Below are 26,117 nucleotides of genomic sequence, written 5' to 3' on the forward strand. Positions count from 1 at the left end.
CCGCCAGGTAGACAGACGAATAGTTAGACGGGACGGGCGGAAAAAACACCGGTCCGGTTCGGTGTTGGCATCTTTTGCAATCAGGCGCGGCGATATGGGCGATTTTTGGGTGTTTGGCTATGGCTCGCTGATCTGGCGGCCGGGATTCGCGCATGTCGAAACACAGCGTGCCCGCCTGCATGGCTACCGGCGCTCGCTCTGCGTCTATTCCTTCGTGCATCGCGGAACGCGCGAGCGGCCGGGGCTGGTGCTCGGCCTCGACCGTGGCGGGTCCTGCGTCGGCCTCGCATTCCGCGTTCCCGGCGACTTGCACGACGAGGTCATGGCCTATCTTCGCGAGCGCGAACTGGTCACCAATGTCTATCTGGAGCGCATGCTCAAGATTCGCCTCGACGGGGGCGGTACGGTCGACGCGGTGGTCTACATTGTCGACCGCCACCACGAGCAATATGCCGGAGCGCTCGACGCGGCGGATGCGGCGGCCATGGTGCGCGGCGCGGTCGGCCAGTCCGGCAACAACGAGGACTATGTGCTGAGCACGCTTGAGCATCTCGAGGCGTTGGGCATCCGCGACCACTGGCTGGAGGATGTCGCCAGGCAGGTCGCGCCTTTGTGAAGCTGGCTCTGCGGAAAAAGGCGGCCAGGCCTTTGACCTCGTTCAGGCAAGACTTAGGTTAGGCTCCGACTCTCAGCCCGCGGGCGCCATTTGCCCGCCCCAATCATCCCGGAGATACGCCTTGCAGAAACGTCGTCTCGGTCGCACCGACCTGTCCATCGCGCCGCTGGTTCTGGGCGGCAACGTCTTCGGCTGGACCGCCGACGAGAAAACCTCGTTCGACCTGCTCGACCGCTTCGTCGGCGCCGGCCTCAACGCCATCGATACGGCGGATGCCTATTCGCGCTGGGTTCCCGGCCACAAAGGCGGTGAATCGGAAAACATCATCGGCAAATGGATGAAAGACCGTGGCAATCGCGACAAAGTCGTGGTGATCACCAAGGTCGGTTCGGATATGGGGCAGGGGCACAAGGACCTGTCCGCCGCATACATCGAAAAGGCCGTCGATGCATCGCTGAAGCGGCTGCAGACCGAGTTTATCGATCTCTATCTGTCGCATTGGCCGGACCCTGCAACGCCCTATGAAGAAACGCTTGGCGCCTACGAGAAGCTGCTCGCCAAGGGCAAAATCCGCTATGCCGGCTGTTCGAATCTCGACGCCGGCCAGTTGCGTGCCGCACTCGATGTGGCGAGCTTGCGCAGCCTGCCGCGCTACGAGGTGCTGCAGCCGGAATACAATCTTTACGATCGCTCGTCCTTCGACGGGCCGTTGCGCGATCTATGCGTGGCCGAGGACATCGGCGTCATCACCTATTTCAGCCTGGCCAAGGGTTTCCTCAGCGGCAAATACCGCAGCGAGGCCGATCTCGGTCAAAGCCCGCGTGGCGGCGGGGTGAAGGACTATCTCAATGCGCGCGGCATGCGCATCCTTGCGGCACTCGACGCGGTTTCATCAAGGCATTCGGCCAAGCAGGCGGAAGTGGCGCTTGCCTGGGTTATCGCTCGGCCGGGCGTCACCGCGCCGATCGCCAGCGCCACCAAGCCTGAACAGATGGACAGCCTGATCAGGGCGGCGTCGCTGAAACTGACCGCCGCCGACATGACCGAACTCGACAAGGCGAGCGGCTGAAGCTCAGTCGCGACGCCTCGCACGAACGTCCAAGACGCCCCTCTGGTCCTGCCATACCGTCTCTTCGCGCAAGGCAGGACAGAGGATAAAATGGCTGAGCCGCTTCTTTCGCAGCCGGATTTTTGGGGACAACTTCTCGCGCTGATGCTTGCCGCCCTGGTGATCATGGGCAGCCCGGGACCGGCGACGATAAGCGTTACCGCCGTTGGCGCTGCCTTCGGTTTGCGCCGCTCGCTGGGTTATGCCTGGGGAATCATACTGGGCACGATCGCCGTGCTTCTGGTTGTCGCGACCGGGGTCGTGGCGGTGCTCACCGCGATGCCGAGGCTGGCGCCGTTGCTGGCTTTCGCTTCCGCGGCCTACATCCTCTATCTCGCCTTCAAGGTCGCCACGGCGGCGCCCATGGCAGCACGCGGCGCCGAGGCTTCGTGTCCAACATGGCTGGCTGGATTCCTTCTCGCGGTCGCCAATCCAAAGGCCTATGTGGCGATCGCCGCCGTGTTCGCCGGTGCTTCGTCCGAACAGGGCGCCACTGAGCTTGGTCCATGGCTGAAGCTGACGGCTCTCGCCCTGATGATCGTTGCCATCCATGCTCTGTGGCTTGTCGTGGGAGCATCGTTCGCGCGCTTCCTGCGCCGGCCGGCGGCCTCGCGGATCATCAATCTGGTCTTTGCCGCGACGCTGGTGTTGACCACCACGCCGGCCGTGTTCGGTTGAGAACTGTCGGCCGGAGACTTCCGATTCAGGCTTTGGTTCTTTCAGCCGCGTCCAGCTCTTGCAGCCTTTTCACCGCTGTCGGAGGCAAGGCAGGCGGGCTCGGACCGCGCGCCACATCAATCAGGAATTGGTCGCAGGCAGCCTCGGTCTCGCCGATCAGCCGGGCCATGAATTCGTCCTTGCTCAAGCCGGGCGGGATCGGCGGCAGGAAGCGTGCCTTGATGGTGCCGGGGTAGCGCAGGAATTTCCGGCGCGGCCAGTACAGGCCGGCGACATGGGCAACCGGCACCACCGGAACGCCAAGCTGCGCATAGATTTCGACGATGCCGTATTTGTAGGCCGGTTCGTCGCCCGGTGCCCGGCGTGTGCCCTCGGGATAGATGATCAGCTGGCGAGGGTTGCGCGCCATCTCCTCCTTGGTCGCGGCGACCACGGCCTTCAGCGCCTTCGAGCGGCTGCCGCGGTGAACCGGGATCATCCGCATCTTCATGATGTACCAGCCGAAGAACGGGATCCAGGTCAGCTCTCGTTTCAAGATGTAGAGCGGGTCCTGGAGGAAGGGGAAGAAGGCGATCGCGTCCCAGAACGACTGGTGCTTGGGCGCCAGGATGAACGAGCCTGCTGGCAGGTTTTCCTGGCCAGTGATGTCGCTCTTCGTTCCAGCGATCTTGTCGAAGAGCCACATCGAGGTGCGCGACCAGAATTTCGGCACGAACCAGGCGCGGTGACGGGGCGACAGGAAATAATAGGGGGTCCAGAGGATCATCTGGACGATCAGGTTGACGTAGAAGACGAAATTGAACGTCAGCGATCTGGCATAGAGCATGGGGGAGGCCCGGTGAGGAGGTGAGCGTTGGTTACACCAAGCGCGGGGAAAAAGGAAATGGCCGCAGGGCGCCTTGACCGACGAAGAAAGCGGTCGCCGATTGGGGAGACCCGGTTCCGCTACTTCAGCCGCGCCAGCCGCTCCTTCAGGCGCGGGCCGGCAAAATCGAGGAAGGCACGCAGCTTCACCGGCAGCAGGCCATGGCCCGCATGCACCAGGCTTACCGGCCATGGCTTTGGCTCGAACTCCTCCAGCAGGACGCGCAGCATGCCGGACCGCAGCGCGGCCTCGATCTGGTAGGAGAGCACTTTTGTGAGCCCGACGCCGGCAATCGCCGCATCGATGGCCGCTTCGGCGGTGTTGACCTGAAGCCGTGAATGGACCTGAACCGGGATTTCTGCCTTGCCCTTGATGAAGCTCCAGGTGGCGGCGGAAGCAAGTCCCTCAAAGGTGATGCAATCGTGTGTTTCCAGATCTTCCGGGGTGATCGGCGTGCCGTGTTCAGCCAGATAGGCGGGGCTGGCGCAAACGACGCGGCGGATCGCGCCGACGCCCATGGCGACCAGGCTCGAATCGGGCAACCGGCCGATGCGGATGGCGAGGTCGAAATGGTCCTCGACCAGCTGGGTTATGCGGTCTGCCAATATCAGGCGGATGTCCACGTCGGGATAGGCTGCGAGAAAGCCGGTGACGACCGGCAGCACGTGCAGGCGGCCAAAGACGACCGGCGCGGTGATGGCCAGTTCGCCGGTTGGAGCGCTGTACTCTCCGGCAGCCGTGCGTTCGGCCTCACCGACGTCGTCGAGGATGCGGCGGCAGGCGGCAAGATAGGCCTGGCCGGCATCGGTCGGCGTCAGCCTGCGCGTGGAGCGGTTCAAAAGGCGTGTGTTCAGATGGCGTTCCAGATCGGAAACCTTGCGGCTGACCGTCGCCAGCGGAATGCCGAAACGGCGGCTGGCTGCGGAAAGGCTGCCGGCCTCCACCGCGGCGACAAAGAGCGACATGGCTTCGAGACGATCCATAGCTTCTTCCGGAAAATGGAAGGATGAGTTGCAAATATGCCATCTGCATTGGAAGGATGGAAGGCTTTATATTGGGTGTCGGCCTGCCTGCAGCATGGCCTCGCAAAGGAGTTGCCATGTCCGAAGCCCGGCCGCCACTGCCGCCCTTCACCGCAGAGACATCAGCGCAAAAGGCGCGCATGGCCGAGGACGCCTGGAACTCCCGTGATCCGGCACGGGTCGCGCTTGCCTACAATGGACAGTCGCTGGCGCAACCGGGCCGAATTCCTGCAAGGGCGCGATGCCATCCAGGCGTTCCTGACACGCAAATGGAGCCGCGAGCTTGACTATCGTCTGATCAAGGACGTCTGGGCCTTCCACGGCAACCGCATCGCCGTGCGCTTCGCCTATGAATGGCACGACGACAGCGGTTCATGGTTCCGCAGCTACGGCAACGAGAACTGGGAATTCGACGAACATGGACTGATGCGCCTGCGCATCGCCAGCATCAACGACCTGCCGATCGGCGAGGCCGATCGCAAGTATCACTGGCCGCTCGGCCGGCGGCCGGACGACCACCCGACACTGTCGGAGCTCGGACTTTAGCATCTTGCCGCAAGGAAGCTTTCAATGAACGCGCATGCTTTCACCAGCGACGTTGCCTTCACGCCGACCGTCAAGGCGATCCAGGCCCGCAAGGGCTCACGTCAGTCCTATGCCCGCGTCGAGGAGCGTGGCGGCTGGCAGGCCGGCATCACCCCGGACCTTGCCGCCTTCGTCGAGATGCAGACCAGCGTTTTCCTGTCGACGGCCAATGGCGATGGCCAGCCCTACATCCAGCATCGCGGCGGGCCCGCCGGCTTCCTCAAGGTGCTGGATGAACACACGATCGGCTTCGCGGATTTTGCCGGCAACCGGCAGTTCATCACGCAGGGCAATCTGGCCGACAATCCAAGGGCGTTCCTGTTCCTGATCGACTATATGCACCGCCAGCGCATCAAGATCTGGGGCACGGCGCGGGTCGTCGAGAGTGACGCCGAGTTGATGGCGAAACTGATGCCGCAAGACTACAAGGCGCGCCCCGAGCAGGTCATCCTGTTCACGGTCTCGGCCTGGGATGCCAATTGCCCGCAGCATATCCCGCAACGGTTCGAGGCGGCCGACGTGGCGGCGGCACTCGAAGAGCGGGACAAGCGTATCGAACGCCTTGAGCAGGAGATCGCACGGCTCAGGGGAAATTCGGGCGCGGCCGCAGGGGAATAATCAGCCGCCGGCCGCGGTTTCGGCCAGTGCGATGCCGTTAGGCGTCGGCTTGACCGGCACGATGCCGCGCGCCAGCGCCAGCAGATATTTGTTGTATTCGGTGAACAGCACGCGCAATGCCCGCGGCTTGGTCAGCCAGCCGCCATTGTCGAGGTTGGAATTGACCACCGGATAGGGCTCGAGCTTGGCGCCATGCAGCAGCCTGCCCATTTCCAGCAGGCTGCGCGGCATATGATAATTGTTGGTGACAAGGATCACCGTGCCATAGGCGTGGCTCTCGACCCATTTGGCGCTTTCCTCGGCGTTGCCGATCGTGTCGAGCGCGGCGCGGTCGATGTCGACGCAACAGGAAAACAGATTCTTGTCGCCGCCGGTCGCCGCCTGCAACTGGCGGCGGCTGGCCGAAGGATGGACGCCGCTGATCAGCAGCCGTTCGCCCTTGCCGGACGCCAGCAGATCCATCGCCGCATCGAGGCGGGACTGGCCGCCGGTCAAGACAATGATCGCGTCCGCCCTGGCCGGATTGGCGGGCGTCGTCAGATGGCTGACCTTATTGGCGAACCAGCCGAAACCGCCGGCAAACAACGTAGCGAGGATGAGCAGAGACAGAGCCGAAAGGCGCAACGCGGCTCTTAGACGGCTCACAGCGCGGCGGTCATGCGAACGGGCAACCACCACTGGCATCTGCCCAGCCGTACCGGTCGAATCCCGCGCGTCCATCGCCATATGGTTAATCCTGAAATGCGGCTTTGGGTAGGTAAAAGACGCACTTTGCGTTACGTGAATTCTCCATCCGTGATCACCCTGTTTTATCCATGTCGTTGTCCCCCAACCGGTTCCCACTTTTGGGCGACATGAATTAGCCTGCATCCGGCTGGCGGACATCGATGTCGCTGAGATAGGCAACGACGGTGACGTGGGACGTGGCAGCTGTCAGTCCGCCGATCACCAGCACCATCAACACGACACCGAGATAGCCTGCCGAACCGATGGCGAAATTGCCGAACAGGGCGGTCGCCTGGTCGGCCTGCGGCGTCGCCATATTGCGCGACGACCACCAGGAAAAGACGATGAACACGAGCACTGCGGCGGCACCGCCAGCCGCTGCTCCCTTCATGCCGGTGACCAGGAAATGCCGGCGGAATTCGCGCGCGATGAAGCGTGCTTCGGCGCCGACGAAATGCAGCACCTCGATGATGTGACCGTTGCCGGCCATGGCGCCGCGCGTCGCGAACACCACGGTCAGCACGGTCGCCGACAGCATCAGCGCCAGCACGGCGATGCCGATGGTCACCGTCGTGCGGGCCATGGCTACCAGCCGGTCGACCCAGGTGCGGTGATCGTCGAGCGATGCGCTCGGCAGTTTCGGCGTGATCGCGGCGCGCATGGCAGCGAAATCGGGCGGGCTGTTCTCGTCGATGGTGACGATAATCAGGCGCGGCACGGGTAATTCGTCGATGTTGAGCCCCGAGCCCAGCCAGGGCTCAAGGAGCCTCGCGGTCGCCTCGCGGTCGATGATCCGGGTCGTCTTGACGCCAGGGAATTCACCGGCGATCTGGGAGGCCTGGGTAAGGGCTGCTTCCATGTCGAGCCCGTCGACCGGCTTGATCTGGATGGTCGCCTCGCGCGAAATCTGGTTCTCCCAGACGGACGCTGTGTCGCGCACCAGCGTCACCGCGCCGAAAGTCAGGCAGGACAGGAAGGTCATGATGGCGATGACCAGGACCAGTGCCCGGCCAGCGATGTTCTGCGCCGGCACGATCGGCGCCATCCTGCGCTGGGCGCGGGGCTTTGCCTCGGTCGCCTCGGCGTCCTGCTCCCGTTCCACAAAATGTTCGGCGGACAGTTCAGTCATAGATGTCCAGCCTTCCGCCGGCCAGGATCATGCGGCGCGCGTCGACCTGTTCCATCAGGCCAAGGTCGTGGGTGGCGATCACCACCGCGGTGCCGAGCCGGTTGAGCTCGATGAACAGCCGCAGCAGGCGTCGCGCCAGCGGCGGATCGACATTGCCGGTCGGTTCGTCGGCGAGCAGGATTTCCGGCTGCTCGATCAGCGCCCGCGCGATCGCCGCGCGCTGCTTCTCGCCGCCGGACAGAACCGGCGGCAGCACGTGCATGCGCTCGCCCAGCCCGACCCACTTCAACAACTCGGTGACATCGGTGCGGTAGCTCGCCTCCTCGCGCCCGCGCACGCGCAGCGGCAGCGCGACGTTCTCGTAGGTGGTCATGTGGTCGAGCAGGCGAAAATCCTGGAACACCACGCCGATGCGGCGGCGCAGATGCGGCAATTCGGTGCGCGAGATGCGCGAACGGTCCTTGCCAAAGATGGTGATCAGCCCGCGCGTCGGCTTCAGCGACATGAACAGCAGGCGCAGCAAGGTCGTCTTGCCGGCGCCCGAAGGCCCGCTCAGGAACTGGAAGGAGCGCTCCGGGATGTGCAGGGAGATGTCGCGGAGGATTTCCGGACCCATGCCATAGCGGAGGCCGACATTTTCGAAACGAATCAATTTCGACGACCTGAATTTCGGCACGGCGGCGAGCCGGCCTGTTTTAGATAAAGACCATCGGCCGGCATGGTTAACCGGCGGTTAATTTCTGGGCTGTTTCGGCTCGTCACGAGGGCTCCGGTGGGGAAGCGTTAACCATTTGTGTTTACGCAAAAGAAACGAAAAGCGAACACGTGCTGCAATGCTGGGGCCATGATGGCTGACGATCGAACCGCGCGCCCGGTTTCCGGCGAAATCATGACCGATCCGGCGGCAATCGCCGCAGCGGACCGGTTCATGCGCGGTTCGGCTGCCGACATCGTCGATGCCGACTACGTGGTGATGCCGCGCCTTGCGCCTGCCGTGGAAAGCGTTTCGCCGCTGCCGCGCGCGATCGTCACGCCGCCCATCGACGGCATGGACATGTTGCGCAAGCCCGAGACTCCGGCAGAACGACCGCCAACCTCACGCGGCGGGCCAATCTTCTGGGTCGCCGGCATCGGCGCTGCCTTGGCCGCATTCTGGACCTCCGGCGGGCATGCGCTGGTGCGCCAGGCGCCGTTCCTGTCCAGCGCGCAGGCGTCGGCGCTCAGCATTTCGGGCGTCACGTCACGCGTCGACGCTACCGGGCCGAACGCCGCACTGTTCGTCGATGGCGAGGCCGTCAATGACGGTGCGAAACCGACGCAGTTGCCGCCGCTTGAAATCCGGGTGACTGGCAATGACGGGCAGACCACCCGCTATACGTTGGGGACATCCGGCCGCTCGCTGGCCTCTGGCGAAAGATTCGGCTTTGCCAGCCGGCTCGACTTGCCTAGAAACGGTGTGAAGACCGTGTCGGTCACTTTCGCCGAATAGGCGATCACCGGGGAAGACCATCAATGCCCATCGTACGCGGCAAGGACATCGAGGTTCTGTTTTCGGCATCGGCGATCGCGCGGCGCAATCTCGAGCTCGCCAAGGAGATTGCCGGACACGATTATCACGATCTGCTGGTGATCTCGGTGCTGAAGGGCTCGTTCATCTTCGCCGCGGATCTCATCCGGGCCATGCACGATGTCGGCCTGTCGCCGGAGGTCGAATTCATCTTCATCTCCAGCTACGGGGCCGGCACCAGCAGCGGCGAGGTGAGGGTGCTGCGCGACATCGACAATGAGGTCGCCGGCCGCGACGTGCTGCTGATCGACGACATTCTCGAATCGGGGAAGACGCTGAGCTTTACCCGCGAGCTGATGTTGTCGCGGGGCGCCAAGAGCTGTTCGATCGCCGTGCTGCTCGACAAGCGCATGCGCCGCCAGACCGAGCTCAATGCCGATTATGTCGGCTTCGACTGCCCCGACTATTTCGTCGTCGGCTACGGCATGGATGTCGCCCATGCTTTTCGCGAATTGCCGTTTGTCGGTGTCGTCAAAGGGGATGTCTGAGCGGCATCAAAAAGGTTTGCTGACGCTTAGAGCGGGTCGTCGCTTCACGAAAACGCCGAACCGCTCTAGTTTTTTGTTTTGACGCAATTCCCAAGGGAAAGCGCTTTGCACTTTTCCCGGGAAAACCGTCTCACACTTTTCCTGAATTGCTCTGGGCTTTCAGGAAAAGTCAACTTTTGGCGGCCAAATATGCCGGCCATGGCAAAGCTTCTGATCGTCGAGGACGATGAGTCCGTCCGCACCCTGGCCGCCCGCGCGCTTGAACGCGCCGGGCACACAATCGATATCGCGGCGGACGGCGCGCAGGGGCTTTCGCTGATCCAGGCCGCGCGTGGCGGCTATGATCTCGTCGTCTCCGACATCCGCATGCCGGAGATGGACGGCATCGAGATGGCGATCGCGGCTGCGGCACTGTTTCCGGCGATCAAGATCGTGCTGATGACCGGCTATGCCGACCAGCGCGAGCGCGCCGAGGAATTGAACGGCATCATCCTCGATGTCGTGCAGAAGCCCTTCACGCTGGCCGAAATCCGCTCGCGCGTCGAACGGGCGCTGATCTGCTTCGCCTGATCAGGCTGGATCGGCAGTAGCGAGCACGGGGGCTGCGCTCTTGCGTCGTTCGGTGTTGAGCGCCAACAGGCCGGCGCCGATGATCAAGGCGGCCCCGATGACGGTCGTCGACCGCGGTACTTCGGCGAAGAACAGGAAACCCCACAGCGGCGACCACAGGATGCCGGTGTATTCGAAGGTGGCAACGCGGTTGGCCTGCGCCATCCGGTAGGCCTGCGACAGCAGGATCATGCCGGCGGAGGCGACGAAGCCGCAGGCGGCCATCTTGAGAAAATCCGGCAGCGTCGGCCAAAGCCATGGCCTTACCAGGAATTCCAGGCTCGGGTGGACGGCGTGGGTGATGCCGGCTAGATGAAACGCCCCGGCAACCACGGCGGCGCCGACCAGATAGGCGCCGTTCTGATAGAAGGCCATGACGGTGGACGATTCAGTATCGCCGATCTTGCGGGCCATCAGCTGCGAAAAACCATAGAGCGCCGCCGAGCCCAGCGACAGCAGCGCTGCCCAGTCGAACAGTCCTGCGCCGGGACGCAGCATCACGAGGACGCCGAACAAGCCGATCAGCACGGTTGCCAGTGTCTGCCAGGAGACGCGCTCGCCAAGATACGGCCCGGCCAGCACCATGATGAACAGCGGCGCCATGAAATAAAGCGCCACGGCATCGGCAAGCGGCAAGGCAGCGATGGCCAGGTAGTACATCGTATAGGAGGTGAACTGAATGAAGGCGCGCACCGTCAGCATGCCGAATCGCTTCGACAGGATCGCCCGCAAGCCGACATCGGCATGGACCAGAACGATCAGGATCGGCAGGGCGACGATCGAGCGGATCGCCATCACCTCGGTCACTGGATAGCCGCTCGACACGGCTTTGACGAGCGGATCCTGCAGCGAAAAGACCAGCACGCCGAGGCACAGGCTCAGGATGCCGCCCACCATCCGATTCTGCATCTGCATCCAGGCTCCTGCGCGTACGATCCGAAGCTGCCGCTTGCGGGTAAAAAGAACCCGCCACCGTTTCGGGCAGCGGGCACGAGTGAGGACTCTTGATTGGTCCGCGGCTGATTTCGCAGCCGCATATCCAATGGGTGAGGCCACTATCGTCCGCCGTTTGACATGTTGCAAACGAATTGGAATGATGCCAGCAATCAAATTCTCTTATGGCGGGTTTCATGCGGCCGACCCTCGACAGCGACCTCCTGCGCACCTTCGTGGCGATTGCCGAGACCGGCAATTTCACCAAGGCGGCGGAGCAGGCCGGCCGCACCCAATCCGCGGTGTCGATGCAGATGAAGAAGCTCGAAGAGCTGATCGGCGCCAGCCTGTTCGAGCGCGGTTCGCGCGGCGTCGCGTTGACGCGGCGCGGCGGCGAACTCATCGTCAACGCCCGCCGCATTGTCTCGCTGCTCGACGAGACGTCGGCATCGATGGCGGCAGCGCCGCTTGGCGGTCCGGTTCGCATCGGCATTCCGGAGGAATATGGCCACGCCATCCTGTCGCGCGCTCTCGGCGCTTTTTCGAAGCGTCATACGCAGGTCGAGGTCACCGTGCGCTATGCCCATTCCGGGGCGCAGATGGCGGCGCTCGCTGCCGGCGAGCTCGATCTGTGCGTGGTGTTCGAATGGCAGGATCCTGCCGGCGGCGAAGTGCTTATGCAGGACCCGACCGTGTGGGTGACGTCGACCCTGCACCATATGCATGAGGAACAGCCGGTGCCGATCGCGCTCTACAACCGGGCCGGCTGGTGCAAGGACTTTGCCATCAAATCACTGGAGCAGCGCGATCTTGCCTATCGTGTCGCCTATACCAGCGACACCACCGGCGGCCTCAAGCTCGCCGTCACCTCCGGACTGGCGATCGCGCCGATTTCGCGCAGCAACATTCCGGACGGCTGTCGTGAACTGACCACGGCAGACGGATTCGGCGCCATCGATTCCTCGAACGTGGTGATGCACCGCAACCCGAATGCGTCAGGCGAGGCGATCGACGGCATGCAGGATGCTATCCGCGAAGCCTTCGTCAACAGGCTCAGTCAGCCGGCGGCATCCTCGTAGAAATGCAGCCTGTTGCCGAACGGATCGGCGACCGATATCTCGCGGGTCTTCCAAGGCGTCTCTTCCACGCCTGGCCGGGCGAAGCGGTAGTTTTTGCCGATCAGTTCGCCATGAAGAGCCGTGATGTCCTCGACCTCGATGCGCAGGGCGATGCCGGGTGCACCGTCGCCATGATGTTCGCTGAGATGCAGAACGCAGCCGTCGCGGCCGACCGCCATGTAAAGCGGCGCGTCGTCCGCGAAGCGATGTTCCCACTGCACCTCGAAGCCGAGGAAGCCGACATAGAATTCACGCGCCTTGGCAATGTCGAAGATGCGCAGGATGGGTGTGACGGCGCCAAGTCTGGGCATGGTGGTGCAACCGTGCGAGAGGATTTTTCAGGTGGGACGGACGCGGGCGGCAATCCTATGTTTTTTCGCAATTCCGGACGGAAAACCGCTTCACACTTTTCCTGGAATTGCTCTATTTCAGCTCGAGCAGCCGTTCCAGATAGCTGCGTTCGATATCAGGGCTGAGCGCATTGCCGAGCCGCTTGCGGATCGCTTCCAGTATCTGGCGGGCACGCTGCACGTCGATCTCGTCGGGCACCTTCACCGAATCGCCGAAGTCGGGACCCGTGCTGGCGCGTGGCCGGCCGAGCGGATCACGATCGGCGTTCTGCTGGCGGCCGCCTTCCTCGCCGCCGCCCTGGTCGCCTTGCATGGCCTGCATCTGCTTCATCATGTCCTTGGCGCCCTTGCGCAGCGCTTCCAGCGCCCGGCCCTGATGACCGACGGCCGCATCGCCTTCGCCCTCGCCGAGTGCCTGTTCGGCATTGCCCATGGACTTGCCGGCCTCGCCAAATCCTTCATTGGGCTCCATACCAATGCCTTCGAGGCCCTTCTTCAGCTGCTCGAGGTCGCTTTGCAACTGGCCCTGGCCCTGCTGCAGCTGTTTCAGCGCATCGGCGAATTCCTGGGGCGTCATCGGCTTTTGCCGGGCGAGCGGATCGCGGTCTTCGCCGACGCCGGGTCTGTCCTCATCCTGGCCGCCTTCGCCGAGCTGCTCGTCACGGTTCTGCCCGCGCTGGCGCTCGCCGCGCTGCATCTGATCCATGCGGAAGGTGTCGTTCATCATCTCCTGCTGACGTCGCAGGATCTCGCCCAGCTTGTCCATCTGTTGGCGCATCTCGCTGTCCTGCTGGCCGCCTTGCTGCTGACGGCCGGCTTGCAGATTGTTCATCATGTCCTGCAGTTGCGACAGCAGTTGCTGGGCCTTGTCGCGATCACCGGACTTGGCCAGGTTTTCGATCTGGTCCATCATGCGATCGACGTCGCTCTGGCGCAGTTCCTGGCCGTTCTGCTGCATCTGCGGGGCGTTGGGATTCTGCTTGGCGCGCTCCGCGAATTCCTGCAGGAACTGGTTCATCGCCTCGCGCAGTTCCTTCATCGCCTTTTCGATTTCAGCGTCGCTTGCGCCATTCTTGATGGCGTCCTGCAGCGCCTGTTGCGCCTGACGCAGCCGTTTTTCGGCGGCCGAAAGATTGCCTTCCTCGATGCCGAGCGCGATTTCCCAGAGATAGGAGACTTCGCTGCGCAATTGATCGTCGCTCTCGGCCATCTTCAGCCGGGTGCGGGCGCTCATGATGGCAAGGTAGTGGGACATGTTGTCGAACGTGTCTTCCGGCCGCAGCGTGATGGCGTCCATCAGGTCGAGCACGCGCGGCTTGGCGTTGGCGTCGAGCGCCAGCAGGCGGCGCTGTTCGATCACGGCGCGTGCCAGCGGATTGGCGAAAGGCCGCTCCGGCATCAGCAGCGTCTTGGTTTGGCTCGATGCGGTGTGCCCGCCATCGTCGGTGGCGACCAGCGTCAGCTTGATGCTGCTGCCGGCCCAGACATGCTCGGTCAGGTCCTTGGAGGTCCTGGCGGCGTTCGACTTGCCGCCGCGGCGCGGCAGCGTCAGCGGCATTTCAGGTGCACCGTACAGCGGACGCGCACTCGGCGCCTGCGGATCGGCGAGCGCGAACACCGCCCTGGCGGTGGCGGCGCCATAGTCGTCGTCGATCTGGTAGTTTAGCTCGAAGGCGCCGTTGGCGGCGCGCTTGGGCTCGCCGACGAAGCGGATCTGCGGCGGCTTGTCCGATACGACCGCGAAGGCCCAGCGGCCGAGCTGGTCCTCGCCCGACGTCAGCGTCAGCGTGCCGTCGCCGGTCAGCTTGCTGGTGAACTGGCGCACCTTGGACGGCGGCGCCGGGCTTGCAGCCGGCTTGGCGGCGGCCTGCGGCGCAGCGGGGTCGATGACGCGGGCGTTGCCATTCTTGTCGGCATAGCCGAGCGTTTCCTCACCCGAGCCGCCCGTCACGCGCAGCGAAACGTCACTGCCTTCGGGAACCGTAAAGGTCGGGATCGCCTGGTTTGCATCGGCGGTCAGGAAGATCGGCGGCTTGCCGGTATAGGCCGGTGGCGTCACCCATGCATCGATGCGCGGCGGCACGATATCGCGCGTCCCATGGGCATTGAAGCCGTCGCTGATCCTGCCGCCCGTCGGTCCGAAGGAGAAGGCGAAGGCGGTAACGAGCAAAAGGGCCGCCACCGCGCGCAGCCCCCAGGGGTCGCGCTCCGGCACGCGCGTGCGCGGCAGGTCGGCGCCAAGGTTGTCGAGCTTTCCGGCCATGCGCTTCTGGTGTTCACGCCACAACGCCTGCGAGAAGCTGCTTTCCCTGCCGCTGGGCCGGTCGGTCTGCACCAGCACCGGGCTGTGCAACAATTGATTGGCGGCCTCGATGCGGCGGTCGATTTCGCCGGCGCCCGGCAGGCGGAAGAAGCGCAGCGGATAGAGCGCGGCCAGTGCCGCTATGGCAAAAGCAGCGACGAGGCCGATGCGCGCCATATCCGGCAGCCGGGAGAACAGCCCGAGCCAGGAGATGCTGAGGAACAGGCTGGCGACGATGACGAGCGGAAGCAGCAACGGCCAGCCGCGCTCGACCATCATCGAGACCCGCGTCGCCAGCCGGCTCACGGCCAGCCGCCCGGCGAGGCCGCGATTGCTGCTGAAGGTGGGTCGTTGCGTCATCGGCCCTTCCTTGAGCCTATCCCGGAAACCGGGATGCGGCCCTATCCCTATGAGCATGATCTGTTCCGAAAGGGATTTCACTTTTCGGGATCATGCTGTGGAGCGGGCAGGATAGCCCGACGCCTCACGACTCAAAGAATACCAGCAAACACGGCAAAGGCGAGGCAGTTCGGAAAAACGTGAAGTGGCCGTTATCGTTCCATCCTGCATACCCTTCAGAAGTTGGTGGGCCCCTTTAGAAGGTAGCGGGGTCTGCATTCGCCCCGCAGACCAGTACGGCGACCCGTTCGCCCGCCGCCGGCGCATAGCGGCCGGACAGGACCGCGGCAAAGGCGGCCGCACCTCCCGGCTCGGAGATGATGCGAGCCCGGTTCCACAGCGCCTTCTGCGCGGCGATGATGTCGTCGTCACTGACCAGGATCGAGCGTTCGACAAAGGCCTCGGCGATCGGGAACATCATTTCGCCGACGCGCTTTGGCGCCAGCGAATCGGCGGCGATGCCCTCGGCCGGTGCGTCGACGGGGTGTCCGGCCTCGAAGGCGCGATGCAGCGTCGGCGCTCCTTCCGGCTCGACGGCGATGATGCGGATGCGGCCGGCAAACCAGGCAGCGATGCCGCCGATCAGGCCGCCGCCGCCGACAGCGACCAGCAGCGTGTCGATCTTAGGCAAATCGCTCTCGATTTCGAGCCCGAGCGTGCCCTGGCCGACGAGCGTTTCCTCCTGGTTGAAGGCATGGATCTGCAAGGCGCCGGTCTCCTCGGCGAACCGTTCGCTGGCCGCCAGCGCCTCGGCGTAGCGGGCGCCGCCGACGATCAGTTCGGCGCCGTAGGAGCGGATTCGCTCCAGTTTGGCTGGCGGGCTCACTTCGGGAACGAAGATGGTCGCCTTGTGGCCGAGCCGCATGGCGGCATAGGCGACGGCCGCGCCATGGTTGCCGCCCGATGCCGCGACGACACCGGCGTCGGGAACCGGCCGCTCCAGGAGATTGGTGAAGGCGCCGCGCGCCTTGAACGAGCCGGAATGCTGCAGGCATTCGAGCTTCAGGTCGACGGCCAGCGGCGGCTGATCGAAGTCGGCCATGTCGACGCGCAGCACTGGCGTGTGCCTGATATAGGGGCGGATGCGCGGTTCCATCGCGGCAATGCGCTCGCGTGTGACGGTGATGCCATTCGTCATGATTGCTCCCTGGGACGGGTAGGTGTGTTTCCGGCGCTTCTATGCAAGCCAGTCGGGCATCGAATCCAGCCCAATCAGGTCGTCATAGGTCGGGCGTGGGCGCACGACGTGGAACCGGTCGCCGTCGACCAGCACCTCCGGCACCAACAGGCGGGTGTTGTAGGTGCCGGCCTGCACCGCGCCATAGGCGCCTGCGGTGGAGACGGCAATCAGATCGCCGGCCTTCAGCCTGGGCAGATCGCGGTCCAGGCCGATATAGTCGCCGGTCTCGCAGACCGGGCCGACCACGTCGATCATCATGCGCGGCGTGTCGGCCGGCGGCTGCACGACCGGACGGATGTCGTGGAAGGCGTCGTAGAGCGTCGGCCGAATGAGATCGTTCATTGCGGCGTCGACGACGAGGAAGTTCTTGGCGTCGCCTTCCTTCACGAAGATCACTTCCGAGACGAGGATGCCGGCATTGCCTGATATCAGCCGGCCAGGCTCGAACATCACCTTCAGCCCGAGCTTGGTGACATGCTTCCTGACGATCTGGGCATAGGCGTCGGGCAGCGGCGGCGGGTTGTTGTCGATGCGGTAGGGAATGCCGAGCCCGCCGCCGACATCGATATGCTCGATGGCATGGCCGTCCGCCCGTAGCGCGCCGACCAGATCGACAAGTAGGGCGAAGGCATCGTCGAAGGGCTGCAGCTCGGTGATCTGGCTGCCGATATGGGTATCGATGCCGGTGATCCTGATGCCGGGAAGCTTTGCCGCGCGGGCATAAACCTGCCGCGCCCGCTGCCACGGGATGCCGAACTTGTTCTCGGCCTTGCCGGTGGAGATCTTCTTGTGGGTCTTGGCGTCGACGTCGGGATTGATGCGCAGCGAGATCGGCGCCACCTTGCCAAGGGCAGTGGCCCGCGCCGACAACAGCTCGAGTTCAGGCTCGGACTCGACGTTGAAGCAGAGGATGCCGGCGGCAAGGGCAAAGTCCATTTCGCGCGCGGTCTTGCCGACGCCCGAAAACAGGATCTTGCCGGCCGGAATGCCGGCGGCCAGCGCCCGGCGCAATTCACCTTCCGAAACCACGTCGGCGCCGGCGCCGAGCTTGGCCAGCGTCCGCAGGACGGCCTGGTTGGAATTGGCCTTCATGGCGTAGCAGACCAGCGCGTCGAGCCCGGCAAAGGACTGGGCAAACACCCGGTAGTGCCTGGTCAGGGTGGCCGTCGAATAGCAGTAGAATGGCGTGCCGATCTGTGCGGCGATATCTGGTATCGCCACGTCCTCCGCATGGAGCACGCCGTCGCGGTAGTCGAAATGGTTCACGAGAGTGGTTCCGGAAAGTTGGGGCTCGATGAGATCGGGTTGGAAGGCCCCGCTCTCGTCGGCTCTAGATCAGCGGGTCGAGGATGAATTTCTTGTCCTTGACCGGTTTTTCCGGCTCCGGCGGCACGGGCTGGTGGGCCTTCGAGGCATCCTTGCGCGCCTGCACGGCCGCCTCATAGGGCGTGTCGAGAGCGCCCCTCCTGCCGCAGGCCGAAACGGCCGCGATCGCAACCAGCAGCGTCAGCGTCACCAAAATCCTGCTTCCGGTCATCGATCCATCCGTCCGAAACGTTTGTCAGCCGCCGCTTTTAGCCGAGTTCTCGGCGCATTGCACCCCGAGATATTGCTCGTCGAAATATCCGGGATATTACTGCTCGCAATATCCGGCATTATGCCTTCGCCAGCCGCTTTTTCCAGGCGCGGATCTGCTTCCTCACTTCCGACGGCGCGGTGCCGCCGAAACTGGTGCGGCTCTTGACCGAGTTCTGCACCGCCAGCACCGAAAATATGTCGGCCCTGATGCCGGAATTGATCGACTGCAAATCCTCCAGTGAAAGCTTCTCCAGCCCCACCTTCTTGTCTTCGGCCAGCGCCACCGCCCGGCCGGTGACATGATGCGCCTCGCGGAACGGCAGGCCGAGCGTGCGTACCAGCCAGTCGGCAAGGTCGGTTGCTGTGGCGTGGCCGGAGCCGGCGGCCTTCTTCATCGCAACAGCGTTGACCGTCATGTCCGAGACCATGCCGGTCATCGCCGCCAGCATCAGATCGAGCGTCTCGGCGGCGTCGAACACCGATTCCTTGTCTTCCTGCATGTCCTTGCCATAGGTCAAAGGCATGCCCTTCATCACCGTCAGCAGGCCGACCAGATGACCGGTGACGCGGCCGGTCTTGCCGCGCACCAGTTCGGCTGCATCGGGGTTCTTCTTCTGCGGCATGATCGATGAGCCGGTGGAAAACGAGTCCGACAGCCTGACAAAGCCGAATTGCGGCGTCGACCAGATGATGATCTCTTCAGCCAGCCGTGACAGATGCGTGGCGCAGATCGCGGCAAGAGCGAGGAACTCGAGCGCGAAATCGCGATCCGAGACGCTGTCCAGCGAATTGCGCATCGGCTCGCGGAAGCCGAGCGCCTTGGCGGTCCGGTGACGGTCGATCGGGAAGCTGGTGCCGGCGAGGGCTGCGGCACCGAGCGGGCTTTCGTCCATCCGTTCGATCGCATCGCGCGCGCGCGACAGGTCGCGAGAAAACATCTCGACATAGGCCATGCAATGATGGCCGAAGGTCACCGGCTGGGCCGCCTGCATATGGGTGAAGCCCGGCATCACGGTCGCCGCATGCTCCTCGGCCCGCTCCAGCAGCGCCTCGATCAACCCCTTCAACGCCCCGGCGACGCGAAAGCACTCCTCCTTGACCCACAGCCTCAGATCGACCGCGACCTGGTCGTTGCGCGAGCGTGCGGTGTGCAGGCGGCCGGCCGCCGGGCCAATCAGATCGGCAAGGCGCGCTTCGATGTTCATGTGGATGTCTTCGAGCCGTGGCGAGAACTCGAAGCTGCCGGCCTCGATCTCTTTCAGGATCGTGTTCAGCCCGTCTGCGATTTTTTCTTGGTCGGCCGCCGAAATAATGCCCGTTTGCGCCAGCATCTCGCTATGGGCGATCGAGCCTTTGATGTCCTGCGCATAAAGCTTGCGGTCGAAGGAGATAGACGCGTTGATCGCTTCCATGATCGCGGCCGGACCCGAGGCAAAACGTCCGCCCCACATCTGGTTGCTGGTTTTCTTGTCGCTCATGGCTATAACCCGTGCTTCGGAGCAGTTTTGAGAAAATGGCAGACGGTAGTAGATTCTTCCCGGCCCCGCGCCTGATCCTCGCCGCCTTGGTGGCGGGCGCGCTGGCGGGCGCGGTCGCGGTATATGTCAGCGAGAGCCGGTCTGGCAACAATGCACCGGCACAAGCTGCCGTGGATGAGAGCAAGGACGATGTCGCCTGCGCGGCCAAGAGCGACCGCGCCAAGAAAATCGCGGCGTCGGCCACCGGTGAGGTTGCGGCACTTTTGCCGGCCGATCCGCCACAATCCCTGAAGAGCCTTGCCTTCAATGGCCCGGACGGCAAGCCGATGACGCTTGCCGATCATGCCGGCAAGACGGTGCTGCTCAATCTGTGGGCGACATGGTGCGCGCCGTGCCGTGCCGAAATGCCGGCGCTCGATGCGCTGGAGAAGGAAAAGGGCAGCGACTCCTTTGAAGTGGTCGCCGTCAATGTCGATGCCGGCGACGATGTGAAGCCGAAGAAGTTCCTCAGCGATACCGGCGTCGCGACGCTCGATTATTACCGGGATTCGACGATGGCGCTGTTCAACGACCTCAAGAAGCGCGGCCTGGCGCTAGGCCTTCCCGTTACCATGCTGATCGACGGCGAAGGCTGCCTGATCGCCCATATGAACGGCCCGGCCGAATGGTCGGGGCCGGACGCCAGGCGGCTGATCGAGACGGCACTCAAGCCCGAGAGTTTTTAAGCCCTATTGAGGACAGGCGCGGGTGCGAAGGCCAGAACGCTTCTGTCGCGCAAGGTGGCGGGTTTGCTGCCGACAGCGGGTGCGACTACACCGGTCAGCTCGCCGAATTCCTCGATGAGAGCTGGCCTGCCGATGTAATAGCCCTGGCCGATCTCGCAGGCTTCGGCGTCCAGGAATTTCAGTTCGCCGAGCGTCTCGACACCTTCCGCCAGAACCGGCAGGCCGAGACCGCGTCCAAGTCCCAGGACGGCGCGCACGATCGCCGCGACCTGGCCGTTCTTGTCGACGGACTTGATGAAGGAGCCATCGATCTTGATCTTGTCGAAGGGGAAGGCGCGAAGGTTGGAGAGCGAGGAATAGCCTGTACCAAAATCGTCCATGGCGACGCGCACGCCCAGCGCCTTGACCTGCCGCAAGGTGGCCAGTGCCCGCGGCATGTCCTTAACAAGCGCCGTCTCGGTGATCTCAAGCTCGAGCCTGCCGGGCGCCAGGCCGGAATTCAGCAAGGTTTCGTGGACCTTGCGGCTGAAATTCGTGTTGTGGAGCTGCACCGCCGAAACGTTGACGGCCACCGTCAGCGGATTTTCCCAGCGGGCGGCTTCCTCGCAGGCAGCCGTCAGCACCCATTCGCCAATCTGGCCAATGGCTCCGCTGTCTTCGGCCACCGGGATGAATATGCTCGGCGACACGTCGCCGCGCGTCGGATGCCGCCACCGGACCAGCGCTTCGAAACCGACCATCTTTCCGCTGCTGATCTCCTTCTGCGGCTGATAGACGAGGTAGAACTCCTGGCGCGCAACCGCCTGGCGCAGTTCGTGCTCCATCACGCGCTTGTCGCGCGCCTCGGCCCCCATCGAAGCTTCGAAATAGCGATAGGTGTCCTTGCCTTCGGTCTTGGCCCGGTAGAGTGCCGTATCGGCGTGGCTTATCAAGCTGGCCTGGTTCTCGGCATCCGATGGATAAAGCGCAATGCCGATGCTGGCCGACACCAGGCCGCCGCCGACAGAAAGCCGGTTTTCCTCGCGCATGGCGGTCAGCACCGCGTCGGCGATACGGCCGGCCTCCAACGGGTCGGTCAGGTTCGGCGCGATGATGGCGAATTCGTCGCCGCCCAGCCGCGCCACCATCTGTCCCTGGCGAAGGATGCCGGTAATGCAATGCGCAACCTTCTGCAGCATGGCGTCCCCGGCGCCATGCCCATACAGGTCGTTGACCTCCTTGAACCGGTCGAGATCGAGCAGCAGAAGCGCAAGCTGGCCGCCTTTTCTGGTGCGGCCCATCGCAGCAATTTCCGTCTCCAGCCGGCCGGAAAAGCTGCGGCGATTGGCCAGTCCGGTCAATGGATCGAAATGGGCAAGCCGCAGGATCTCCTGTTCCGCCTTCTTGCGCTCGCGAATGTCGCGGACCGCGACCACGTTGTGCGGCTTGCCACAGTAGTCGATGCTCCTGGCGATCAACTCGACAGGAATGCTCGTGCCATCGCGGCCGCTCAATTCGGCCTCCTGCGGCTGTTCGCCGAAGCCTGACATGTCGGATCCGAAGAGATCGCCAAGCTGCATTCCGTTCAGCGTCGCTGTTGCGATGCCCGTCAATGTCGCCATGCTGTCATTGGCACTGATGATGCGGTTGCCGTCGCAGACGATCAGCCCCTCCACGGCGGCATTGGCCAGGCCGTGCATGCGGTCGACCTCGAGCTTCTGGCGACGGAAGCGCAAATCGATCCACAGCGCCGATGCCGACAGGACCAGGATCACCAATGTGGCGGCGGCGGCGGCGAAAGCCTGCGAGGTCGGCTCGATCGTGTATTCGGATATGACGATCGAGGGATCGGGGAAGATCGAGACGGCACCCATGCCGATGAAATGCAGGGTGCAGATTGCCAGCGTCAGCAGCACCGCGCCGCCGGATGTCGCCTTCATGGAGGGGCGGCGCTGCACGACACGCAGCGCCAGCGCCGCGAGCGTTACGCCGGCCAGAAGGGAAACGGCGACAAGCAACAGGTTCCACTCGATGCGGCCCTGAACCTCGAACGCCGCCATACCAATGTAGTGCATGGCCGCGATACCGCCGCCCAGCACGGCGCCGCCGACGAGATGATAATCGAACTCATTCCGCAAGGTGGCGATCCACATGCCGGCTGCCGTCAGAGTGACCGAAGCAGCGAGCGAAAGCACGGAGAGTGCGGGATCGTAAGCACTGGGTATGCCCGGTGTGAATGCGAGCATGGCGATGAAGTGCGTTGCCCAGATGCCGAAGCCGGTCGAAGTGGCCGCGATCATCAGCCAGGCAAGCCGGTTCCGATCGGTGGAGCGGCTTATGTGATGAAGCAGGTTGACGGCAGAGAAACAGGAAATTCCGCAGATCAGCGCGGCAAGTGCGACCAGTCTCAGATCGTGTTCGTTGACGATACAATTGTAGACCGTCAGCATTTATTTCACCTGATCTTTGGAAATAAACAGGGCAGCAGGATTGAGTAGCGCGTTGCCGTTGAGGGATCGATAAAGTCGCCTGCAACCTTGGCGTGTCTCTTCGGGTTGCGGCGGCTGCAATCAGGGCTGACACGCCGAAGCCAGCTTGGCAGTTCCGATGGTAGTTCCTGGCGCGCTTGTCGTCGCGCTAAGCCGGCTAACCGTGTGGCTTTCCATGTCTCCAAGCGGAGGCGAGGGTGGCGTGAGGTAAAGGGTGAAGTTCGTCGATCTGCAACAAAACCGTTGTCTGATTGTCACGAGCGACACATATTGCCTTTGCGGGAGTGCCCCTTTCGCCAATGACAAACGGGAGATGAAACATGAAGTCCTTCGGCTTCGCGGCCGGTGTTGCCGCCACCTTTATGCTGCTTTCCTCAACCTCCGCTTTTGCTGTCACGCAGATCAGTTGGTGGCACGCCATGACTGGCGCCAATGCCGAAGTTGTCGACAAGATCTCCAAAGATTTCAATGCCAGCCAGAGCGACTATGAACTCGTTCCGGTGTTCAAAGGCACGTATCCCGAGACGCTGAATGCCGGCATCGCCGCCTACCGCGCGGGCCAGGCGCCCGATATCATGCAGGTGTTCGATGTCGGCACCGGCGTGATGATGGCAGCCGAAGGCGCAATCAAGCCGGCAGCCGATGTGTTGACCAGCGCTGGAATGACCTTCGACAAGAGCCAGTATCTGCCAGGCATAGTCGGCTATTATTCGAAGCCGGACGGCACCATGCTCTCCTTCCCCTACAACTCCTCCTCGCCGATCCTTTATTACAACAAGGATATCTTCAAGAAGGCTGGTCTCGACGTCGACAGCCCACCCAAGACCTGGAATGAGGTGTGGGAAGACGCCAAGAAGATCAAGGCGAGCGGCGCAGCCGCCTGCGGCTACACCTCGACCTGGCTGACCTGGATCCATCTGGAGAATTTCGCGGCCTGGAATGACGTGTCATGGGCCACCCAGCAGAACGGTCTGGCCGGCGGCGATGTCGAGCTCAAGATCAATGCGCCGATTTTCGTCAACCATTTCCAAGCGCTCGCAGACCTCGCCAAGGACGGCACCTTCAAATATGGCGGCCGCACCTCCGAAGCCAAGCAGATCTTCCTCGCTGGCGAATGCGGGATCATGACCGAATCCTCCGGCGGCCTTGGCGATATCGTCAAGTCCGGCATGAATTACGGCATCGGCCAATTGCCCTATGACAGCGACGCCAAGGGCGCGCCGCAGAACACGACGCCGGGTGGCGCCAGCCTGTGGGTTTTCGCTGATAAATCCGACGAGGAATACAAGGGCGTCGCGGCCTTCTTCGCCTACCTGTCGAAGACCGAGGTGCAAGAATACCTGCACCAGAAGTCGGGTTATCTGCCGGTGACGCTGGCGGCTTATGAAGCGACCAAGAAGTCCGGTTTCTATGACAAGAACGTCGGTCGCGAGACCCCGATCCTGCAGATGACGGGTAAGGCACCGACCGACAATTCCAAGGGCGTACGTCTGCCGAACCTGCCGCAGGTGCGCGATATCCAGAACGAGGAGTTCGAGAAGATGCTCGCCGGCCAGCAAACCGCCCAGCAGGCGCTCGACAATGCGGTTACGCGTGGCAACGCCGCGATCAAGGAAGCGCTGGGGAATTAGAGCGAGCGCAGGTCCTTTGCTCTACGGCGCGCCCATCTGTCCTGCCAGGCATCTCCCCTCGGCGAGGGGAGTTTTGCCGTCCCTTGCGATTTCGCCAATGGTCGATGATGCCAACGCCGAAACGCTCTTCAAAGCCATCTTGGCGAAGAGGGGTGCCGCATCGTGCCGCCCGCCTCATCACCTCGGAGTGGCTCAGTGACCCCTCGCGTCGTGTTTCCCAACAAGATCCTTCCCTACCTGCTGGTGGCGCCGCAACTGGCCATCACGCTCGTTTTTTTCTACTGGCCGGCCGGTCAGGCGTTCTACCAATCCATGCTCAGGCAGGACCCGTTCGGACTGAGGACCAAGTTCGTCTGGTTCGCCAATTTCAGGAAAGTGCTTGCCGATCCGGCCTACCTGAACTCGATCAAGGTCACGGTGGTGTTTTCCCTTGCGACCGCTATCGTCGCCATGTGCGTGGCGCTCCTGCTCGCGGTCATGGCAGAGAAGGTGGTGCGCGGCAAAGGTCTCTACCGCACGCTCTTGATCTGGCCCTACGCGGTGGCGCCGGCGATCGCCGGTATGTTGTGGCTGTTCCTCTTCAACCCGTCGATCGGGTCGCTGGCCTACATGCTGAGGAGTTTCGGCATCGCCTGGGATCCACTGCTCAACGGCACCCACGCCATGATCCTGCTGGTGTCCGCCGCTGCCTGGAAGCAGATCAGCTACAATTTCCTGTTCTTCGTCGCCGGCCTGCAGGCGGTGCCGAAAGCCTTGATCGAGGCGGCGGCCATGGACGGCGCCGGCGAGACCAAGCGATTCTGGACCATCGTCTTCCCGCTGCTTGCGCCGACGACCTTCTTCCTGCTGGTCGTCAACACCGTCTATGCCCTGTTCGACACGTTCGGCATCGTCCATGCCGTCACCGGAGGCGGTCCGGGCAAGACGACTGAGACGCTGGTCTACAAGGTATACAATGACGGCTTCGTCAATCTGATCCTCGGTGACTCGGCGGCGCAGTCGGTCATCCTGATGGTCATCGTCATCTCGCTCACGGCCATCCAGTTCCGCTATGTGGAACGCAAAGTCCATTACGGCTGAGGGCGAGCGATGATCGGCCAGTCACCGCTCCGCACCGTCATCGCCCACGCCGTGCTGATCCTCGGCATATTGATCGTTGCCTTCCCGATCTACTACACGTTCGTTGCCTCGACGCAGACGCTGCAAACGATCCTCAGGCCGCCGTTGCCGCTCCTGCCCGGCGATCAGTTCTGGAACAATTACACCGAGGCGCTGTTCGGCGGTGTCGGTCGCATCGGCGGCGTCAGCGTCGGTCGATTGCTGCTCAACACCACGGTCATGGCGCTCGGCATCGCGGTGGGGAAGATTTTCATCTCGATCCTGTCGGCCTATGCGATCGTGTTCTTCCGTTTTCCGCTGCGCATGGTCTTCTTCTGGCTGATCTTCATCACCCTGATGCTTCCCGTTGAGGTGCGCATCCTGCCGACCTACAAGGTGATGGTCGATCTCGGCATGATCGACACCTATGCCGGCTTGATCATCCCGCTGATCGCCTCGGCCACCGCCACATTGCTGTTTCGACAGTTTTTCATGACCATTCCAGGTGAGCTGGTTGAGGCGGCGCGTGTCGACGGTGCGGGGCCATGGCGCTTTTTCTTCGATATCCTGTTGCCGCTGTCGCGGACAAACATCGCGGCGCTGTTCGTCATCCTCTTCATTTATGGCTGGACGCAGTATCTGTGGCCGCTGCTCGTCACCAACAGCAGCAACATGAACACGATCGTCATCGCGCTCAGAAAGATGGTCTCCTTCGCCGATGCCGATACGCAATGGAACCTGGTCATGGTCACAGCGATGCTGGCCATCGTGCCGCCGATCCTGGTCGTGGTGCTGATGCAACGCTGGTTCGTTCGCGGCCTGGTCGATTCCGAAAAGTGAGAAGCT

At 63.1% G+C, this 26,117-nt stretch carries 25 protein-coding genes and 1 pseudogene; 13 read left to right on the top strand and 13 right to left on the bottom strand.

All coding sequences use genetic code 11. The annotated features are described in order from the left end of the window. Nucleotides 1-94 precede the first annotated feature (94 nt). From X735_RS152235 to X735_RS152225, 3 genes are all read left to right on the top strand, one after another. On the top strand, nt 95-616 hold the full coding sequence (locus X735_RS152235; RefSeq protein WP_023811095.1) for a gamma-glutamylcyclotransferase: 522 nt from the start codon (nt 95-97) through the stop codon (nt 614-616). Between the two features lie 121 nt (nt 617-737). Further along, nucleotides 738-1,685, top strand: a complete 948-nt coding sequence (locus X735_RS152230) for an aldo/keto reductase (protein ID WP_023811096.1) — start codon at nt 738-740, stop codon at nt 1,683-1,685. A gap of 90 nt (nt 1,686-1,775) precedes the next feature. Then, the gene (locus X735_RS152225; protein WP_023811097.1) at nt 1,776-2,402 is read left to right on the top strand and encodes a LysE family translocator; all 627 of its coding nucleotides are present in this window, start codon (nt 1,776-1,778) and stop codon (nt 2,400-2,402) included. 25 nt (nt 2,403-2,427) lie between these two features. Here the strand turns inward: X735_RS152225 and X735_RS152220 are convergent, their stop codons facing one another. Then, complete coding sequence (locus X735_RS152220; protein WP_023811098.1) at nt 2,428-3,228, bottom strand: 1-acyl-sn-glycerol-3-phosphate acyltransferase; 801 nt, start codon at nt 3,226-3,228, stop codon at nt 2,428-2,430. A 119-nt stretch (nt 3,229-3,347) separates the two neighbouring features. Then, complete coding sequence (locus tag X735_RS152215; protein ID WP_023811099.1) at nt 3,348-4,250, bottom strand: LysR family transcriptional regulator; 903 nt, start codon at nt 4,248-4,250, stop codon at nt 3,348-3,350. Between the two features lie 116 nt (nt 4,251-4,366). Here X735_RS152215 and X735_RS01000000165825 point away from each other — a divergent pair. Beyond that, nucleotides 4,367-4,835: pseudogene (locus tag X735_RS01000000165825) on the top strand (DUF1348 family protein). A gap of 24 nt (nt 4,836-4,859) precedes the next feature. Continuing rightward, nucleotides 4,860-5,492 carry a pyridoxamine 5'-phosphate oxidase family protein gene (locus X735_RS152210; protein ID WP_023811100.1) on the top strand — a complete coding sequence of 211 codons (633 nt, stop codon included), beginning with the start codon at nt 4,860-4,862 and terminating at the stop codon, nt 5,490-5,492. Here X735_RS152210 and X735_RS152205 read toward each other — a convergent pair whose 3' ends face one another. The 3 genes from X735_RS152205 to ftsE form a co-directional block, all read right to left on the bottom strand. After that, nucleotides 5,493-6,218 carry a YdcF family protein gene (locus X735_RS152205; protein ID WP_023811101.1) on the bottom strand — a complete coding sequence of 242 codons (726 nt, stop codon included), beginning with the start codon at nt 6,216-6,218 and terminating at the stop codon, nt 5,493-5,495. A gap of 133 nt (nt 6,219-6,351) precedes the next feature. Continuing rightward, a complete protein-coding gene (locus tag X735_RS152200) occupies nt 6,352-7,347 on the bottom strand; it encodes an ABC transporter permease (protein ID WP_023811102.1) in 996 nt (331 codons plus the stop codon). Continuing rightward, nucleotides 7,340-7,999: a cell division ATP-binding protein FtsE gene (gene ftsE, locus X735_RS152195; protein ID WP_010911739.1), complete on the bottom strand. Its 660-nt coding sequence runs from the start codon at nt 7,997-7,999 to the stop codon at nt 7,340-7,342. Before ftsE ends, X735_RS152200 begins: the two co-directional genes overlap by 8 nt. Before the next feature lie 192 nt (nt 8,000-8,191). On the opposite strand from ftsE, the gene X735_RS152190 reads away from it, so the two are divergent. From X735_RS152190 to X735_RS152180, 3 genes are all read left to right on the top strand, one after another. Further along, nucleotides 8,192-8,836, top strand: a complete 645-nt coding sequence (locus X735_RS152190; protein WP_023811103.1) for a hypothetical protein — start codon at nt 8,192-8,194, stop codon at nt 8,834-8,836. 23 nt (nt 8,837-8,859) lie between these two features. Further along, on the top strand, nt 8,860-9,402 hold the full coding sequence (gene hpt / locus X735_RS152185) for a hypoxanthine phosphoribosyltransferase (RefSeq protein WP_023811104.1): 543 nt from the start codon (nt 8,860-8,862) through the stop codon (nt 9,400-9,402). 198 nt (nt 9,403-9,600) lie between these two features. Beyond that, nucleotides 9,601-9,972 carry a response regulator gene (locus X735_RS152180; protein ID WP_023811105.1) on the top strand — a complete coding sequence of 124 codons (372 nt, stop codon included), beginning with the start codon at nt 9,601-9,603 and terminating at the stop codon, nt 9,970-9,972. Here X735_RS152180 and X735_RS152175 read toward each other — a convergent pair whose 3' ends face one another. Further along, nucleotides 9,973-10,920 carry a DMT family transporter gene (locus tag X735_RS152175; protein WP_023811106.1) on the bottom strand — a complete coding sequence of 316 codons (948 nt, stop codon included), beginning with the start codon at nt 10,918-10,920 and terminating at the stop codon, nt 9,973-9,975. Between the two features lie 221 nt (nt 10,921-11,141). Between X735_RS152175 and X735_RS152170 the strand changes: the two genes are divergently transcribed. Continuing rightward, complete coding sequence (locus X735_RS152170; RefSeq protein WP_023811107.1) at nt 11,142-12,023, top strand: LysR family transcriptional regulator; 882 nt, start codon at nt 11,142-11,144, stop codon at nt 12,021-12,023. Here X735_RS152170 and X735_RS152165 read toward each other — a convergent pair. The 6 genes from X735_RS152165 to argH form a co-directional block, all read right to left on the bottom strand. Continuing rightward, nucleotides 12,002-12,373, bottom strand: a complete 372-nt coding sequence (locus X735_RS152165; RefSeq protein ID WP_023811108.1) for a glyoxalase superfamily protein — start codon at nt 12,371-12,373, stop codon at nt 12,002-12,004. The genes X735_RS152170 and X735_RS152165 overlap by 22 nt on opposite strands. 112 nt (nt 12,374-12,485) lie before the next feature. Continuing rightward, on the bottom strand, nt 12,486-15,074 hold the full coding sequence (locus X735_RS152160; protein ID WP_023811109.1) for a TIGR02302 family protein: 2,589 nt from the start codon (nt 15,072-15,074) through the stop codon (nt 12,486-12,488). Nucleotides 15,075-15,309: 235 nt separating this feature from the next. Continuing rightward, nucleotides 15,310-16,251, bottom strand: a complete 942-nt coding sequence (locus X735_RS152155; RefSeq protein ID WP_023811110.1) for a threonine/serine dehydratase — start codon at nt 16,249-16,251, stop codon at nt 15,310-15,312. A gap of 39 nt (nt 16,252-16,290) precedes the next feature. Beyond that, entirely contained in the window at nt 16,291-17,559 is a 1,269-nt protein-coding gene (gene lysA, locus X735_RS152150) for a diaminopimelate decarboxylase (RefSeq protein ID WP_023811111.1), read from the bottom strand. 64 nt (nt 17,560-17,623) lie between these two features. Beyond that, nucleotides 17,624-17,830, bottom strand: a complete 207-nt coding sequence (locus X735_RS152145; protein WP_023811112.1) for a lipoprotein — start codon at nt 17,828-17,830, stop codon at nt 17,624-17,626. Nucleotides 17,831-17,948: 118 nt separating this feature from the next. Continuing rightward, complete coding sequence (gene argH / locus X735_RS152140; RefSeq protein ID WP_023811113.1) at nt 17,949-19,349, bottom strand: argininosuccinate lyase; 1,401 nt, start codon at nt 19,347-19,349, stop codon at nt 17,949-17,951. A gap of 35 nt (nt 19,350-19,384) precedes the next feature. Here argH and X735_RS152135 point away from each other — a divergent pair, with 35 nt between their 5' ends. Beyond that, nucleotides 19,385-20,074 carry a TlpA disulfide reductase family protein gene (locus tag X735_RS152135; protein WP_023811114.1) on the top strand — a complete coding sequence of 230 codons (690 nt, stop codon included), beginning with the start codon at nt 19,385-19,387 and terminating at the stop codon, nt 20,072-20,074. Here the strand turns inward: X735_RS152135 and X735_RS152130 are convergent. Beyond that, a complete protein-coding gene (locus tag X735_RS152130; protein WP_023811115.1) occupies nt 20,071-22,503 on the bottom strand; it encodes an EAL domain-containing protein in 2,433 nt (810 codons plus the stop codon). The two genes, X735_RS152135 and X735_RS152130, sit on opposite strands and share 4 nt — an antisense overlap. A gap of 359 nt (nt 22,504-22,862) precedes the next feature. Between X735_RS152130 and ugpB the strand changes: the two genes are divergently transcribed. The 3 genes from ugpB to ugpE all read left to right on the top strand — a co-directional run bounded on the left by ugpB (nt 22,863) and on the right by ugpE (nt 26,111). Continuing rightward, complete coding sequence (ugpB, locus tag X735_RS152125; RefSeq protein WP_023811116.1) at nt 22,863-24,173, top strand: sn-glycerol-3-phosphate ABC transporter substrate-binding protein UgpB; 1,311 nt, start codon at nt 22,863-22,865, stop codon at nt 24,171-24,173. Nucleotides 24,174-24,368: 195 nt separating this feature from the next. Further along, entirely contained in the window at nt 24,369-25,253 is an 885-nt protein-coding gene (gene ugpA, locus X735_RS152120) for a sn-glycerol-3-phosphate ABC transporter permease UgpA (protein ID WP_023811118.1), read from the top strand. 9 nt (nt 25,254-25,262) lie between these two features. After that, a complete protein-coding gene (ugpE, locus tag X735_RS152115) occupies nt 25,263-26,111 on the top strand; it encodes a sn-glycerol-3-phosphate ABC transporter permease UgpE (RefSeq protein ID WP_023811119.1) in 849 nt (282 codons plus the stop codon). Nucleotides 26,112-26,117 lie beyond the last annotated feature (6 nt).

Origin of the sequence: Mesorhizobium sp. L2C084A000 (genome assembly GCF_000502875.1) — a bacterium.
Classification (GTDB): domain Bacteria; phylum Pseudomonadota; class Alphaproteobacteria; order Rhizobiales; family Rhizobiaceae; genus Mesorhizobium.